The sequence below is a fragment of the Bradyrhizobium sp. A5 genome (assembly GCF_042076515.1).
In the GTDB taxonomy this organism is placed as follows: Bacteria; Pseudomonadota; Alphaproteobacteria; order Rhizobiales; family Xanthobacteraceae; genus Bradyrhizobium; species Bradyrhizobium cosmicum.
Window position 1 is genome coordinate 6,141,313 of the sequence record NZ_CP148990.1, and the last position, 15,871, is coordinate 6,157,183.

Below are 15,871 nucleotides of genomic sequence, written 5' to 3' on the forward strand. Positions count from 1 at the left end.
GCGCTTCAGCGCGCGCCCTTGCCCATCGCCCGCGCCGCAATCGCGGCAAGCTTCGGATGGCGACGCAGCTCTTGCGCGGCATGGTCGCGCCAAGCGTAGGGCATGCCGCGCCAGGACAACGCGACGCTGACATCGGTCAACGGCATCTGCTCAGCGCCGAGGCGGCGCTTGTAATCCTGATTGCCGATGCTGAGATCAAAGCGGCGTAGGCCCTGCGCATGCAGCGCCGCAATGGTGCATTCGGTTGCGAGCAGCCCGGGAGAGAAGTTCGCCCAGGTCTTGCCGGTGTGACTGATGCGCAGCAGGACATACGTAGCGCCGTATCTGACACCGAGCGTGGTGGCAACGATACCCTTGTCGCAAACCAACGCCGAGATGACGGCATAGCCATCGGCAACACCCTGGCGCGCCACCTCGCGATAGAATCGGGCGTGAGCGTCGTCGTTAAGGACGAACGGAGAGCCGAGCTGTCTCATCCGTTCGTCTTGCTGGACGTCCATCACATCGAGGATCTCCCGCGCGCGCTCGACATCGGTGGCGATCTCGAACCGCGCGTTGCCAAGACGGCTGAAGACGCGCCAGCATCGCGGCAGCTGCAGGCGCCTGAGCGACGCCCGATAATCCGCATAGTCGTCGCCAGTCAGCACGAGATTGCCGTTGAGCGAGCACGATCCGACCCGACCGAGCGACACCAGCGGATTCGGCTTGCCGCCGACATGGGCCGGCATCTTCTTCAGACGCAACAGATCGAAGCGGTCGGGCGAGGCGCGCAATGAAACGACCAGGGCCTTGCCGATCGCATCCGTCGTCGCCGCGTCCAGCGCGGCATCGGGCGCCAGGATCGGTGCGTTGATATCTGAGACGCCGAGGTCGGCGAATTCGACGATGCGAATGCCGCGCCTGACATGGCTGATCATCGGCACCACGGCAATGTCCTTGCCGGTCGCAACATCGGAGATCACAGCGATCAGCGGCGTGACGTCGTCAAACGCGGCGTACCAGGCGCCGAGCCAGTAACCATGCTGGAACGCGGTGCGATGGCCTGCGCTCAGCCGCGATTCGGCCTGCCGCCAGTCACGCACGAAATCGACAGCGATTCCCGGGGTGCTGGACACAAGATCATCTGGTTGCGCGACGCTGAGGCACGTCATCTGCGGGGCATACAATGACTGAATGTTTCCAGATAGATGTTTTGTCGCAGACCACAAGTCACGTCACGGCTTATCCTTAAGCCGATGCCACCAGCGCCGCCCCGGCTGCGACAAGTTGTCAGCGCTCCGGTGCGATCTGGTCGACGCATTGGAACCTGGCCAGGAAATGCAGGCCGGCCACGGCCAGCGCGAACATGAACCAGATCGGATTCTGGCGTTCGAGCAGGAATGTCTCGGTGGTCCCGTAGTACAGGCCGAACAGCCATATGGTCAGGAACAACTTCGCCAGCGCGCCACTGCGGCTGCGAGCCTGGGCCGACTGAAAATTGCGGAGCGGCGCGAGAACGAAGACGAGAACCACCAGCAGCAGCCCCGGCAGGCCGATGGTGACCGCCAGCTCAAGATAGCTGTTATGGCTGTGCGCTGCGCTCGTCGCCCATTCGGCGCCCTGGGCGGTCTGCCGCGCGGTGACGTCGTCCCAGAAGGCCGCATAGCCGTGGCCGATGATCGGCTTTTCGGCGACGGCCGCCAGCGCGAACTGCCAGACGTCGGAACGGCCGGTGAAGGTGGGATCGAGAGGAAGCAGCCGCGTCATGGCTCCGAGCGCCGGGCTCAGGACACTGCCGACCGTGAGCAGGTTCATCACGATCAGCGGCACGAAGCACATGATCCGCTTCAGCCACAGGCTCCGCGTCACATAGACCAGCGAGGCGAGCGCATAGATCGCAAGGCAAAGCACCGACGAGGTCTTGCCGCCGGTGAAGATCAGGAAGATGCCGGCCAGCGCGGCGATCGCCGGGCCCATCACGAACGAGCCGGCACTACAGAGATAGATGCCGACATAGACCAGGACGGTCATCACCGGCGAGGCGATGTTCTTGTGGCCAAAACTGCCGCGCCAGTCGCCGGCGAGCTGCGGCTCGGTGACGTCGAGTGCGGTGTGGATCGAATATTGCGGAGCGAGGAGGACGCCGAGATAGCAAAGCGCGAGCAGCACGAGCGCGGCCGCGCCCAGGCACAGGTTGAAGGCGCGCTGCGTCGGCGGCAGCAATGGCAACAAGACGGCGAGCGACGTCACACTGACCGCGAGCACGAAGCGCTGCATCGAAACGCCGCGACTCTCCGAGAAAGCGATGTTGATCAACAGCCAGCCGACGAGGCAGACGTGCAGCGGCGTCACCAGGGTCTTCAGGGAGGGCGCATCCGTGGCCGCGACGAGCAGCATCGCGACCGCAGCCAGCAGGCCCCACGAGATATAGGCCGTCGCCATTCGCCCGCTGACGACGGTGGCAACATCCTCACTGCGCAGGTCGGGAAACGGATCGAGCGTCACCAGCACGAGGAGCAGCGCGGCAATCGCGATGAGGCACCGCGCCGCCTGCACGGCGTTCAGCCCCGCAAGCCCGACGTGCAGAACGTGGCCGAACGATCGGGGCTCGACGTCGGTCATGTCAGCAGCGCTGTGATCCATGGTTCAAGGCAGTGATGAAGCCGGGGAAGCTTCAACTGCTAGCTCATCCCCGTTAAGCATCCGTCAACCAGCATGCCGGAGCTCTGCGACACCGCCTGCTGCCGCACGATGCTCTGCGCGATCTGGTAATATTGCAGCGCTCGTTGCTCCAGCGTGAGATTGTCGAGAACGAAGCCGCGCGGATCGAACGTACCGGCAGCGCAACCGGCCCAAAAATCCTTCCAACCGGCCTCGAATCCCGCAATGTCGGGGAACCTGGCGCCGCAACGCTCGTCCCAATACGGCACCGACGACACCGGCTCGAACTGGACGCGGTGCGGGAAATAGTCGGGGTCCCGCCACGGTCCACCCGGATCCCAGGCGAACACCGGTACGCCGCAGGATAACGCCTGCTGATAGGCGATGCCCTGGCTCTCGTTCTGGCACAAGAAGATCATCGCACGCGCGCCCGCCAGCGCGGCCTGATAGTCTTCCTCCTTGTAGTTGCCGTAACGCAGTTCCGTGAACGAGCGCCCCTCCGCGATGAGCCGCGCGCGGACGGGCTCGATCAGCTCCGGCGCATAGCGCTCGCGGTCCCAATGGACCTTGTCATAGATCAGCACGTCGACAGTCTTGTGCGATGTGCGCGGCGGCGCCCAGAGATCCGTGTCGATACCGACCGGCCAGGCCTCCGTGTCGGGCCAGTACGGCCGGTACATGTCGGCGTACCATGGGCCGGGCACAACGACCATCTTCACCGGCAGGCGCTTGAACAGGTCGGGATCGTCGAGCGGATGGTTGTGGGCGGCAACCCCGAGCAGGATCGGGTTCTTCCACGCGAACTTGTCGAGCAGAAAGGTGCGGCCGACGATGCAGGCGAGCTCTTCGGGATGCTGCGCGATATAGCCGTAGTCGTTGACGCGGTAGCGGATACCGAGCCGGTCGAGCCCCGCACAGAGATTGAGGAACACGCGAAGCTGCCCGCTCATGCGCGGCTCGCCCAGCAGCATGCGGCGCGCCATGCGCCGCAGATGCCGGTCGCCGGGAAACCAGCGATCGTCCTTGTCCTCGTAGAACAGGTTGAGGACCATGGCATCGGGATCGTAGTCGAATGTCTTTGCGGGCACAGGATCCATCCGCGGCAATCAGGCCTGCATTCTCGCATGGGACCGGCTGCCGCACTGCTCCAAATTTACGACACGCTTAATGCCAGCAGCTTAACGCTATTGCGCGAAACCGCAGTCGCGCGGGTCTTCGCGGCAACGATTTGGCCGTAATGCGAGTATCATTCGCAGCGGCCGAGGTTGCGATCGATTGCATCGCCGTCGACAGATGCGCCCTGGTTAACAGACCCTTAAAGGCGAGCCGTAACTTGACCACCGCGAACGACGTCCTCGATCTGCCGACCGCCTCGCGCGCCGCGACGGCTGCGCGCCTCCCGCTGCCGGCGAACCCGGTCGCGCCGGTGTCGATCGTCATTCCCGCCAAGAACGCCGCGGCCTATGTCGCCGAGACCCTCGCCAGCGCACTGGCGCAGGTCGAGGTGACCGAGGTGATCGTCGTGGACGACGGATCGACCGACGACACCGTTGCGATCGTTCGCGCCATTGCTGACCGTCGGCTACGGCTGCTGACCAACGACTCCGCCGGCGTATCGGCCGCGCGCAATCTCGGTGCGCGACATGCAAGGGGCGAATGGCTGCTCTTCCTCGACGCCGACGACCGCCTGCGTCCCGGCGCCGTGGCGGCCCTGCTGGCGGCGGCGCGCCGTGCTCCGCTCGCGATTCTCGTCTACGGCGACTACAACACGATCGACAGCGAGGGACGGCAGATCGGCCGACGCGACCTGCTGAAAGGTCGCCGCAAGCCGTCCGGCGACGTGCTGACGCGACTCGCGGCCGGCAATTTCATCGTCAACGGCGGCATCGCGCTCGCCCGTGCGCACGCTTTTCGCGCCATCGGCGGCTTCGACACGTCCCTCAGATATTGCGAGGACTGGCATTGCTGGTGCCGCCTTGCCGCGATCGGCGAGTTCGCGTTCGCACCGAAGCTTCTGCTCGACTATCGCCTGCACGCGGCCAACACCATGAACGCGGCCGTGCGGAAGCCGCAGGATTTCTTCCCGGCGATTGCGCGGATCTTCGACGACGGGCTGATCCTCTCGCGACTTCCCGAGGGCACGGCAGCCGGACTGCGGCGAGCAGCCGAAATCCACCTCGTGACCTACGCGGCAACACAGGCGGTCCGCTTCGGGCGATATCGCGAGGCGCTTGGCTATCTCGGCATGGTCGGGCGTCGCTCGCTCAAGGCGATCCCGCGATCGGCGGTCAAGGTCGCTCTTTCCTATTTTGGAATCTAGAGGCTGACGCGTCAGGAAACGATCTTCGAGGCCTCATAGGGCGTCGGATCGTAACCGAATGCCGCGAGAGCAGAACCGACGGCCACCAGTATCGGGTGCATCGCAACGACCCCTTTCGATGACGTCATCAGGCGAGCCGAGCGCATCAACGAAAGCGGCAGCCGTCCCAGGGTCAGCGCAAACAAGCGCGCCCGCGCGCCCGCGCTCTGCGCGGCCTTGGACCGCACACGATAGTTGATCACCCCGATGCGGAGGCTCCGTTTGGCGATCCAGCCGAGGCTGGTGCGGTTCTGCGGCACGGTCTCGGTGATGACGGCTTCCGCGGTCCAGTGGAAGGTCATGCCGGCATTGCGGCCGCGATAAAAGAAATCGCAATCTCCGCCGCCAAGGAAATTGAAGCGCAGATCGAAAGCCGGGCTGCCGAGCCTCTCGAACGCCGCGCGCGTGATCAGGCAATTGCCGCAGCCATAGATCAGCGGCACCGCGCCGGTGTAATCGTAAGTGGGGCAGAAGGCCGGATGACGCGCGAGCCAGGGTTGGCTGTCGTCGTCGAACACCGGCAGCACCGGTCCGCCGACCACGTCGGCACCGGTCGCCTCCGCAGTACGGATCATCAGTTCGAGCCAATCGGGCGAAGCGATCTCGTCGTCGTCGATCATCAGGAAGCGGGTCGCAGCGGGAAACACCACCTGCGCCGTCTCGAACGCGGCGTTGATCGCCTGGCAATTGCCCTGCCGCTTCTCGACCAGGCAGAGGCCCTGCAGCTTGCCCGCGGCGAGATATTCCGCAGCGACCGGCGCACTCGCGCGCCTTGCCGCATCGTTCTCGACCATGACCACCGCAAAGGAGCGCGAGGTGCGCTGACCGACCAGCGAATCCAGTGTCAGCCGCAGATGGTCGGGGCGGCGAAAGCAGGGAATGCAGACGACGATGCCGACCGAGAGATCAATGACGCGCGAACTCGCCGCGATCTCCCGGTTCGAGTCGCGCACGGCATCCGAGATCCGGCTGGCGGACAAATCTGTCGGGATCAGCGTCATGGCCTTCTAGATGGCTGAGACATATTGAAAAAGCCTTGCGCCATTGTCCCAGAGCGACACATCCGCGCGGGACAGATCCGTCGCAAAATGAACGACCTGACTCGGCGCTCAACACTGCACCGTGACGCTAATGCCCTCGTTAGGACGCATCCGCTCATGCGCTTAACCCTTTCGCGCGTTTTCGCTGCGAGTTCCAGCGCGCGTGGTCCTGCAATTTGCAGTCCATCACCCACCGACGACGCAACATGGGCAATGCCTTGGTTAACGCATGTTCGAATGAACCCAGTCTTCACCGCGTATTTACGCGCGGATGCGAGGCTCGGCACGACATGAGGGGCGCGGGGCGCCGCAAGGATCAGGAACGAACGTGGTGCGCGTGATCGAGAACCCGGTGCTGCGGGCCGGTGCGCTCCTGTTGTTCGCCTGCCGGCGCGCCTGGCTGACGGTGCGGTACGGGCGCCGACTCCAGCTCGGGCCCGGGATCATATTCAAGGGTCGGCTGGTGCTCGGTCGCGGGGTCCGCGTGTCGATCGGAGCGAATTGCCGGATCGGCAAGCGCGTGCTCATCACCGGGCGTGGCCAGGTCACGATCGGTCACGACACTTTTCTCAACGGCTGCTGGATCGGCTGCGACCAGAAGGTCGACATCGGATCGTTCTGCCTGATCAGCGACTGCGACGTCGTCGACACGGACTTTCACAACCTTCCCCCGCGACTTCGGCACGAGCCTGCGGTTGCCCGGGCCATCGCACCGGTGCACATCGGGGACAACGTGTGGGTCGGCGCGCGCTCGATCGTGCTCAAGGGCGTGACGATCGGCGACCATTCCGTCGTGGGTGCCGGCACAGTTGTGCGTGAGAACGTCGCCCCGCGCGTGGTCGTCGCCGGGAATCCGGCGGCTGTCGTCAAGCAATTCCACGACGACGAATAGGCCGGCACGAATGGGCAGGCACGAACGCGGGCTCTGCGCACGAGGGGCGGCCGGATGGACCCAGATTCCAATCGCGCGTTAAGGCCCATTTTACTTCGTCGCGGAATCCTCCATCCGGGATCGCCGCGATGCGCTTCAAAATCCCCTTGATGTGCTGCGTGGAACGGCGAGACCGGCAACAACCATGGTATCTTCGCGAAGAAGCGAACTTTCATCGCAGAAGCACACGAGGCAGAACCCTGGCGGCCGGAAGGCCCTGCCGAGAAGGCTGACGATCATGCGCGCAGGCGGGCGATCAGGCGACGATGTCCGAGCAGGCACCGCTTGACATGCATGGGTAACGAACCGTTAAGCACTGGGGGCCGTGGTGACACCAAAGCGGTACAACGACGCGGCAAATGGCGGCCTGGGCTTAAACGCTTTGTTTGCCATTTCAGTGAATAGTCCCCGAACGGGTATGGTTAATTTTCCCTGTTGCGTTGATAGGGCACCTATATCCGGGGTGCGTGGCGTAGAGCGAAGAGTAACCCCTCAGCCCGCCGCAATTGGAATGAAAGCTGGGGATCATGCTTGACTACAACCAGCCGATAGATCGGACCCCACCAGAGGCCCCGCAACAGAGGTCTCAGGCCGGCTTCAACGTGCTGGAGCTCGTCGATCTGCTCTGGCGGCGAAAGATCGCGATTGCGGCTGCCGCGCTCCTCGGCGCGACGCTTGCCGTCACCGTCGGCAAGAGCGTGACGCCCCGCTACACCGCGACCGCCCAGCTCTATGTCGACCCGCGCGAGCTTCAGCTCGTCGATCGCGAGCTCACGCCGCGCGCGCAGGACGTCTCCGGCATGTCCATGGTGGTGGAGAGCCAGGCGCGCCTGATCACGTCGAACAGCGTGCTGCTCCAGGTGATCCAGCAGGCCGGTCTCGACAAGGATCCGGAATTCGGCGGCGGCGACAGCAAGAGCCTGATATCGTCGCTGCTCGGCCTGATTGGCCTGCAGCCGCGCGCGCCCTCCGCCGCGGAAACGAAGGAAGTGCAGCTTGCGGCGCTTGAGGCGCTGAACAGGCACATCACCATCCGCAAGACCGAGAAAAGCTTCATCGTCGACATCGAGGTCTGGTCGACCGATCCGGCCAAGGCGGCGATGCTCGCCAACACGCTGACCAGCGCCTACCTCGCCGAATCCCGCAACTCGCAGGCTTCGGCCGCACGGCGTGCGACCAGCGACTTGTCCGGAAGGCTCAAGGAGCTGCGCGAGCGGCTGCGCAACGCCGAGACGACACTCGCCACCTACAAGGCCCAGAACAACTTCGTCGGCACCCAGGACGCGCTGATCAGCGACCAGCAGCTCTCCGCCAGCAACCAGCGGCTCTCCGCTGCCCGCGCCGCGGCAATGGACGCGCAGGCGCGGCTCGACCAGATCGAGGCCAGCCGCCGCACGGCTGCCGATGCCGGCGCGAATTCGGAAGCGTTGCAATCGCCGACCATCGCGAATCTGCGCGCGCAATATGCCGACGCGCGCAAGAAATATGCGGAACAGACCAGCGAGCTCGGCCCGCGTCATCCCGCGCTGCGCCAGACCGAGAAGCAGGTCGAGGATCTCAAGCGCACCATCAACGAGGAGATCGATCGCTTTGCGCAGTCCGCCAAGAACGATTTGACGCGAGCCCGCGACTTCGAAGCCTCGCTCAACCGCGCACTGGAGGCGCAGAAGCGGCAGAGCGTGCAGCTCAGCCAGGCCTCCGTGCGCCTGCGCGAACTCGAGCGCGAGGCCGATGCCAGCCGCGACGTCTATCAATCCTTCCTCAAGCGCTCGCGCGAGACCGAGGAGCAGGAGACGCTCAATACCTCGGCCGCCCGCGTCATCGGCGAAGCGACAGTGCCGCAGCGGCGGTCGTTCCCGCCGGCAATGAGCCTGTTCGCCATGATCGGCTTCATCTTCGGCGCGATCGCGGCGTCAGGCTGGTTCGTCGCAGCAGAGCTGCTGCTCGCCGGCGCGCCCGCGCCGACCCGTCGCGCGCGCACGCCGGCGCCGGAGGCTCCCATAGCTCCAGAGGCGACGCGTGCTGCGGAGGCTGCTCGACCCCAGCAGGCTGCGCGAGCTTCGGAAGTGGCACAGGCTCCACCGGAGCTTGCCGCACCACCGCTGCAACCTTCGATGATCGAGAACTCCCTGATGGAGAAGCCGCTGATCGCGCGCTTCCAGGAGGCCGACGTCATCCACACGCTGGGCGCCATACTCGCGACCGGCGGCGGTGTCGACCTGACCCGGCTCGGCTGGCCGACGCTGCGACCCGGCTTTCCGCTCACGACGCTGCTCAATTCCTGGCGCGACATGCGCGCCGCATTGGCACGGCGTGCCGACGGCAAGGCGATGCCGGTCATCGCGCTCGTCGGTGCCGGAGACACGACCGGACGCAGCGTGACCGCGCTGAATTTCGCGCTCGCGGCCGCGCGTGACGGCGCCCGCGTGCTGATGATCGACGCCGACCATCAGGCGCACCCGCTCTCGAACAAGATCAGCCGTCCCGGCAAGAGCGAGCCGAGCAGGCTCGGCTGGCTCTCGATCGGCAGCAAGGCCGCGCGCGAGATCAAGACGGTCAACGACATTTCGGTGCTGCCGGTCGCCGAAGGTGATGCCAGCAAGGCGACCGATGCCATCCGCAAGGCAATCGAGCAGGCGCGCGCCGCCGGCGGCTATGATCTCGTGGTCCTCGACGGCCCCGCGATGCCGCTCTCGGCCGGCAGCCGCAAGCTGCTCGATGACGCCGACGCGCTGGTGGCGGTGCTGCCGACCAGCCTCGACATCAACGACAGCCTGGAAGAGATCTTGAGCATGCTCGGCCGCGCCGAGCGCAAGCTCGTCGGCGTCGTGCTCGACGAACTCACCCCCGCAACCCAAGCGCGCCAGCGAGGCAGACAATATGCTTGAGCGTCGCGTCAATATTGACGGGCGGGCCGCAACCGCCGATGTGCCGCGGATCACCGTCGGCGGCCTTCGCATGGCCGCGCTCGACCTGGAGGCCACCGCCGATTTCATGATCGAGGCCACTGATCCTGACAATCGCATCGGCCGTCCGCTGCATCTGACCTCGGCCAATGGCGAGGTGCTGGCGCGCTGCTCGACCGAGCCGGAGACCGAACGCCTGTTTCGCGGCGCCGACCTGATCAACGCCGACGGCCAGCCGCTGGTCGCGGCCTCGAAGCTGCAATCCTGGTTTCCGCTGCCGGAGCGCGTCGCCACGACGGACCTGTTCCACGTCGTCGCGCGCAAGGCCGAAGCGGTCGGCCGCACCTTCTACATGTTCGGCGCCAGCGAAGACGAGAACGCCGCCGCGGTCGAGAATGTGCAGCGATTGTATCCGAACCTCAAGATCGTCGGATACAGCCACGGCTATCTGCGCGGCGAAGCCCTCCGCGCGAAGGTCGAGGAGATCAACGCGCTCGCGCCGGATTACCTCTGGGTCGCGCTCGGGGTGCCCAACGAGCAGGCATTCGTTGAAGAATATACCCCGCTGATGACCAATGTTGGCGTTATCAAGACATCCGGCGGGTTGTTCAACTTTTTGTCGGGCAGCCGGTCCCGCGCGCCGCAATGGATGCAGAAGGTCGGGCTTGAATGGGCCTGGCGCACATGGCTCGAGCCGCGCCGCCTGCTCTGGCGCTATTTGACCACCAACCCTCGCGCGCTCTATCTTCTCTTCAGCCGCAACCGGCCTTTCAATCGCTGAGAGAAGAGTACAAGACGACATGACCGACCGACCGACTGTCCTCGTCACAGGTGGCGCGGGCTATATTGGCTCGCACGCCTGCCGCGCATTGGCCGCCGCCGGCTATCAACCCGTCGTCTACGACAATCTCTCGACGGGTCATCGCAGCTTCGTCGCTGGCCCGCTCGTGACGGGCGATCTGCTCGACGGCGCGGCGCTGGCGCGCGCCTTCGCCGACCACAAGGTCACGGCGGTGATGCATTTCGCGGCCGCCAGCCTCGTCGGCGAGTCCATGATCGACCCGCAGAAATACTACATCAACAATGTGCAGGGCACGCTGTCCCTGTTGCAGGCGATGCGCAACGCGGGCTGCCATCGCATCGTGTTCTCCTCGACCGGCGCCGTCTACGGCAACGCCGATTCCAAGGAGCTGCCGGAAGACTTCCCCTGTGCGCCGATCAACCCTTACGGCGCGTCGAAATGGATGATCGAGCGCATGCTGGCCGATTATCGCGCGGCTTACGGCTTCGGCGCGTTCTGCCTGCGCTATTTCAACGCCAGCGGCGCCGATCCGGCCGGCGGCATCGGCGAGCTGCGTGACAACGAGACTCATCTCATTCCGCGCGCCATGATGGCGCTGCAAGGCCATGTCGATTTCGCCGTGTTCGGCGACGACTACGACACGCCCGACGGCACTGCGATCCGCGACTACATCCATGTCACGGACCTCGCCGCGGCACATGTCGCCGCGCTGAAGCTGCTGGAGACGGGGCATGCCGGCGGCAGCTTCAATCTCGGCACTGGCTCCGGCTTTTCGGTGCGCGAGATCCTGAACGCCATCAGGCAGGAAACCGGGCGCGAGGTACCGCACACCATGAAGCCGCGCCGCGCCGGCGATCCTACCTATCTGGTCGCCGATGCCTCCGCCGCGCGCAAGGTGCTGAATTTCGTGCCGCGCCATTCCGACCTCGCCACGGTGATCCGGACCGCTTGGGCGTGGCACCAGAAGGCGCATCCGCTCAAGTCACGCTAGAGCGCGCTAGCTGAAGGCGCGTTTCAGCCGCGACGCCGCGGCTTCCTGCGCCACCAGGTCCGGCTCCGGCTGGAGCGGTGGCGCGACCGGCAGCACCATCGGCCGCAGTAGCTCGGCCATCTGCCTGGCCGGGACCGGCTTCGAGATCAGGAAGCCCTGCATCTCGTCGCAGCCATGGCTGCGCAGGAACGCCTCCTGCTCGGCATTCTCGACACCCTCGGCGACGACGGTCATGCCGAGCGCCTTGCCCATGCTGATGATCGCCTGCGCGATCGCCTGATCCTCCGAATCCTGCGGCAGGTCGCGCACGAAGGAGCGGTCGATCTTGATCGTGTCGATCGGGAAGTGCTTCATCAGCGACATCGACGAATAGCCGGTGCCGAAATCGTCGATGGCGAGGCGGATGCCGCGGCTCTGGATGGCGTCGAGCACCTTGAGCGCGCGCCCGACATTGCGCATCATCATGCTCTCGGTGACCTCCAGCTGGAGCAGCACCGGCGACATGCCGGAGGCCGCCAGCGCCTCGTCGACGTCCTGCAACAGATGTTCGTCGACAAACTGCCGCGGCGAGAGGTTGACCGCCATCGATACCGGCAACAGGCCGCGACGCTGCCAGGCCATCGCCTGCGCGCAGGCCTCCTTCACGACCCAGCGGCCGATCGGCACGATCAGGCCGGTTTCCTCGGCGAGCGGAATGAACTGAGCCGGGGGGACGTTGCCGAGCTCCGGATGGGCCCAGCGCAACAGTGCTTCGACGCCGGTGATCTGACCAGTCTGCATGTCGACCTTGGGCTGGTAGTTCAGCGAGAACTGCTCGCGCTCCAGCGCCCGGCGCAGTGCGCTTTCCAGCGACAGGCGTTCGATCGACTGCGTCTTCACTTCCTTGGAGAAGAAGCGATAGCCGTTCTTGCCGTCTTCCTTGGCAAGGTACATCGCCATGTCGGCGTTCTTGGTCAGCGTCTGCGCGTCGGAGCCATTGGCCGGATACATCGCGATGCCGATGGAGGCGGTGGTGTGGCACTCGTAGCCGGCAAGCTCCATGGGCTCGCTGAGCGCGGTCAACAGCCCGGCCGCGATCCGCTGGACGGCGTCGATCTCGCCGCACTGGTCGAGGATCACCACGAACTCGTCGCCGCCGAGGCGCGCCACCACGTCGCTGGCCCGCAGCGCGCTGCGCAGCCGGTTCGCCACTTCGAGCAGGAGCAGGTCACCGGCCTCGTGGCCCAGCGAATCATTGATGACCTTGAAGCGGTCGAGATCTATGAACAGCACCGCGAAGCGGTGGTCGTGGCGCTCGGCTTCGTCGATCGCCTTGCGGAGCAGCCCGTTGAAAGTCTCGCGGTTCGGCAAGTCGGTCAGGCTGTCGTGGGAGGCGAGGTACTCGATCCTCTCGTCCGCCTCGTTCTTTGCGTCGGCGCGATCGAAATTCTCGATCGCAAAGGAGACGTTGTCGGCGAGACGCTGCAGCAGCTCGACGAACTCGGCCGTGAAGGTCTCCTGCTCGGTCGACATGTAGATCATGACGCCGACGGCCTGATCGTGCGTGATCAGCGGGAACGCCGCGCCGGAGCGCGCGCAGTCGCCTTGCAGAACAGCATGGAAAGCGCTCACACGGCTGTCATTGACATAGTCGTTGCTGACACAGGGCTGCCGGGTGCGGAACGCCGTGCCACTCATGCCGCGTCCCTCAGGCCGATCGGCATCGATGGAGAGGCGGACGTTGCGGGTTGTCTGGGCGGACGGCCCCGCGGTCGCGACAATTGCGAGCTGATCGCTGTCGGCCCTGGCCAGGGCAATCGTCGTCGAGGTGAACTTGCCGCCGGTCGACGCGGCCTGACACACCAGATCGAACAGCTCGGTGCGCGATTTGGCCCGAACGATCGCCTCATTGGTATCGCTCAGCGCCGCGAACATGCGCGTCAGGCGCTCCTTCTGCGCCTCGGTCCGCGACCGCTCCTCGGCCCGGTCGAAATTGTCGAGCGCAAAGGACACGTTCTCGGCCAGCCGCCCCAGCAGCTGGATGAGATCGGGCGTGAATGTGCCCTCGTCCGGCGACAGAAACAGGAGAATGCCGACAGCGTCGGTACCGTTCCTCATCAAGGGGAAGCAGCCGCCGGACTTCGTCCCCTGATTCCGCGCGATGTGGCGCCAATGCGTCGCACGAACGTCGGTGAGGAGCTCGTTCGAGACGCAAGGCGCCCTGGTGCGGAATGCGGTCCCGGCCAGCCCTCGCCCTTCAGGTGCGTCAGCGGACGTCGCGAAACGCCATTTCTCGACGTGACTGCGGCATTCGCCCTTGGTGACGGCGACGTCGAGATGCCGACCCGTGGGATCGACCATGGCGATAGTGGCGGATGTGAACGTGCCGCCGAGCACGGCGGCTTCGCAGACCGCTTCGAACAATTCGGCGCGGTCCTTCACGCGCATGATCGCTTCGTTGGTCGCGCTCAGCGCCTCCAACATGCCCCGAAGGCGATTGCGCTGCATCTCTGCCTTCGCCTTCTCGTCGGCGCGATCGAAATTCTCGAGCGCGAAGGCGACATTGGCCTGGAGCCGCTGCAACAGTTCGACGAATTCCCGCGTGAACGTATCTCGCTCCGGGGAATTGAACAGGAACACCCCTTCGACACGGTCACCGTTGAACAACGGCAGCGCCGCGGAGGATGCGATGCCGTTACGGCGGGCGCTGGCGTGCCAGGGCCTGATGCGGTCGTCGGCCAGCACATCGTTGCTGATGCAGGGTTGGCGCGTCCGGAAGGCGGTTCCCGTCAGCCCCCGGCCTTCAGGCACCTGATCGGACGTGGAGAACTTGAAGGTGCGGACCGTATCCGCATTCGGCCCGTAGCAGGCAACGACGCGGAGCAGCTCGGCATCGTGATCGACGAGCGCGATGTTGGCCGAGGTGAACTTGGCCCCCTTCGCCGTTGCTTCGCAGACGAGATCGAACAGCTCGGAGCGGGAGCGCGCTCGCAGAATCGCTTCATTGGTGGCGCTCAGTGCCGCGTACATGCGCGCGAGGCGATCCTCCTCCGCGGAGATCCGGGCCCTTTCTGCCTCGCGGTCGAAATTGTCTATGGCGAAACAGAGGTTCTCCGCGATGCGCAACATCAGCGCGACAATCTCTTCGTCCTTGGCCCAGGACGGGCTGAGGAAGGACAGGATGACGCCGATGCTCTGGCTATGCCTGATAAGCGGAGCTGCGATGCAGGCGGCAACGCCGGTGTTGACGTTGGCCTGCTCCCACGGCGTTCCCTTAGTGCGACGCACCAGATCGCGTTCGACGAACGGCTTCTGGGTGCGGAACACCTCGCCGGAGATGCCGCTGCCATAGGGATTCTCGGGATCGACGGAGTAGTGGGTCCGCGCCACAAGCTCCAGGTTCTCGCCGGTGCCGGCGACGGGCTTTAACCAATGGGAATCCGGCTGCTTCAGCAGGACGAATGTCGCCAGTGACTTGCCGCCGTGCACGGAGGCATCGCACACGAGCTGGTAGAGTTCCTGTTCGGTCTTGGCGCGCAGAATGGCCTCGTTTGTCGCGCTGAGCGCGCCAAACATGCGATTGAGCCGCCGCGTCGCCCGCTCACTGGCCTGCCGCGCGGCCTCGCGTGCGAAATTGTCCAGCGCATACGAAATGTTGGCCGACATACGCTCGAACAGAGACACCATCTGCGCGTCGAGCGATTCGGCCTCGCTGCGGATCACGAACAGCACGCCGACGCTCTTGCCGTTGCACAGCAACGGCAGCGCCGCTGCAGCACCCACACGCGCCTTGACCACGCCCTCGCGCCAAGCCAGCGACCGCGGGTCGTTCAGGAAATCGTTGCTGATGCACAGCTTCTGGCTGCGAAACGCCTCGCCGCCGACGCCTGAGCCCTGCGGCGTGCCGGCTTCCGTGGTGATTTCGATCGTGCTGAGCCGCGCCACGTCGTCGCCGCAACCGGCGGCAAAGCGCAGCCGGCGGCTGTCCGGCTCCACCAGGAACACGGCGACAGCCATGAAGTCCCCGCTCGAAAACCCGGCGTCGCAGACCTTCTGGTACAGCTCGTCCGGCGATTTCGCGTAGAGGATCGCTTCGTTGATGGCGCTCAACGCTGCAAAGGTGCGCGCGAGGGTCGTCTGCACGATCTAACTCCCGGGCATTTCTGCCTCTTTATCCCGGCTACCCTTATGAACGGCGATCGCCTAAGTGGTCGTTATTGCGC

10 protein-coding genes are annotated in these 15,871 nt (G+C 65.1%); 5 read left to right on the plus strand and 5 right to left on the minus strand.

The window, feature by feature from the left end; translation table 11 throughout:
• Positions 1 to 5 precede the first annotated feature (5 nt).
• The 3 genes from WHZ77_RS29240 to WHZ77_RS29250 all read right to left on the minus strand — a co-directional run bounded on the left by WHZ77_RS29240 (position 6) and on the right by WHZ77_RS29250 (position 3,728).
• The gene (locus WHZ77_RS29240) at positions 6 to 1,151 is read right to left on the minus strand and encodes a GNAT family N-acetyltransferase (protein ID WP_375311120.1); all 1,146 of its coding nucleotides are present in this window, start codon (positions 1,149 to 1,151) and stop codon (positions 6 to 8) included.
• Positions 1,152 to 1,269: 118 nt separating this feature from the next.
• The gene (locus WHZ77_RS29245) at positions 1,270 to 2,622 is read right to left on the minus strand and encodes an O-antigen ligase family protein (protein WP_375311121.1); all 1,353 of its coding nucleotides are present in this window, start codon (positions 2,620 to 2,622) and stop codon (positions 1,270 to 1,272) included.
• Between the two features lie 38 nt (positions 2,623 to 2,660).
• Positions 2,661 to 3,728, minus strand: a complete 1,068-nt coding sequence (locus WHZ77_RS29250; RefSeq protein ID WP_375311122.1) for a glycosyltransferase — start codon at positions 3,726 to 3,728, stop codon at positions 2,661 to 2,663.
• Positions 3,729 to 3,973: 245 nt separating this feature from the next.
• On the opposite strand from WHZ77_RS29250, the gene WHZ77_RS29255 reads away from it, so the two are divergent.
• On the plus strand, positions 3,974 to 4,960 hold the full coding sequence (locus tag WHZ77_RS29255) for a glycosyltransferase (protein WP_375311123.1): 987 nt from the start codon (positions 3,974 to 3,976) through the stop codon (positions 4,958 to 4,960).
• Positions 4,961 to 4,971: 11 nt separating this feature from the next.
• Here WHZ77_RS29255 and WHZ77_RS29260 read toward each other — a convergent pair whose 3' ends face one another.
• Positions 4,972 to 6,000, minus strand: coding sequence for a glycosyltransferase family 2 protein (locus WHZ77_RS29260; RefSeq protein ID WP_375311124.1), 1,029 nt, complete (start codon positions 5,998 to 6,000; stop codon positions 4,972 to 4,974).
• 367 nt (positions 6,001 to 6,367) lie between these two features.
• On the opposite strand from WHZ77_RS29260, the gene WHZ77_RS29265 reads away from it, so the two are divergent.
• The 4 genes from WHZ77_RS29265 (at position 6,368) to galE (ending at position 11,669) form a co-directional block, all read left to right on the plus strand.
• The gene (locus WHZ77_RS29265) at positions 6,368 to 6,931 is read left to right on the plus strand and encodes an acyltransferase (RefSeq protein ID WP_375311125.1); all 564 of its coding nucleotides are present in this window, start codon (positions 6,368 to 6,370) and stop codon (positions 6,929 to 6,931) included.
• Between the two features lie 566 nt (positions 6,932 to 7,497).
• Positions 7,498 to 9,858 carry an exopolysaccharide transport family protein gene (locus WHZ77_RS29270; protein ID WP_375311126.1) on the plus strand — a complete coding sequence of 787 codons (2,361 nt, stop codon included), beginning with the start codon at positions 7,498 to 7,500 and terminating at the stop codon, positions 9,856 to 9,858.
• Positions 9,851 to 10,657 carry a WecB/TagA/CpsF family glycosyltransferase gene (locus WHZ77_RS29275; RefSeq protein ID WP_375311127.1) on the plus strand — a complete coding sequence of 269 codons (807 nt, stop codon included), beginning with the start codon at positions 9,851 to 9,853 and terminating at the stop codon, positions 10,655 to 10,657. The genes WHZ77_RS29270 and WHZ77_RS29275 overlap by 8 nt, the downstream gene beginning before the upstream one ends.
• A 19-nt stretch (positions 10,658 to 10,676) precedes the next feature.
• Entirely contained in the window at positions 10,677 to 11,669 is a 993-nt protein-coding gene (gene galE, locus WHZ77_RS29280) for a UDP-glucose 4-epimerase GalE (protein WP_375311128.1), read from the plus strand.
• A gap of 6 nt (positions 11,670 to 11,675) precedes the next feature.
• On the opposite strand, the gene WHZ77_RS29285 is transcribed toward galE, so the two are convergent.
• Positions 11,676 to 15,791, minus strand: coding sequence for a GAF domain-containing protein (locus WHZ77_RS29285; RefSeq protein WP_375311129.1), 4,116 nt, complete (start codon positions 15,789 to 15,791; stop codon positions 11,676 to 11,678).
• Positions 15,792 to 15,871: the final 80 nt, after the last annotated feature.

What these genes read in the sequence shown, in the direction of transcription:
- galE (WP_375311128.1), top strand. Translation starts at nt 10,677, where the DNA reads ATGACCGACCGACCGACTGTCCTCGTCACAGGTGGCGCGGGCTATATT.
- WHZ77_RS29260 (WP_375311124.1), bottom strand. Translation starts at nt 6,000, where the DNA reads ATGACGCTGATCCCGACAGATTTGTCCGCCAGCCGGATCTCGGATGCC.
- WHZ77_RS29270 (WP_375311126.1), top strand. Translation starts at nt 7,498, where the DNA reads ATGCTTGACTACAACCAGCCGATAGATCGGACCCCACCAGAGGCCCCG.
- WHZ77_RS29245 (WP_375311121.1), bottom strand. Translation starts at nt 2,622, where the DNA reads ATGGATCACAGCGCTGCTGACATGACCGACGTCGAGCCCCGATCGTTC.
- WHZ77_RS29240 (WP_375311120.1), bottom strand. Translation starts at nt 1,151, where the DNA reads ATGACGTGCCTCAGCGTCGCGCAACCAGATGATCTTGTGTCCAGCACC.
- WHZ77_RS29275 (WP_375311127.1), top strand. Translation starts at nt 9,851, where the DNA reads ATGCTTGAGCGTCGCGTCAATATTGACGGGCGGGCCGCAACCGCCGAT.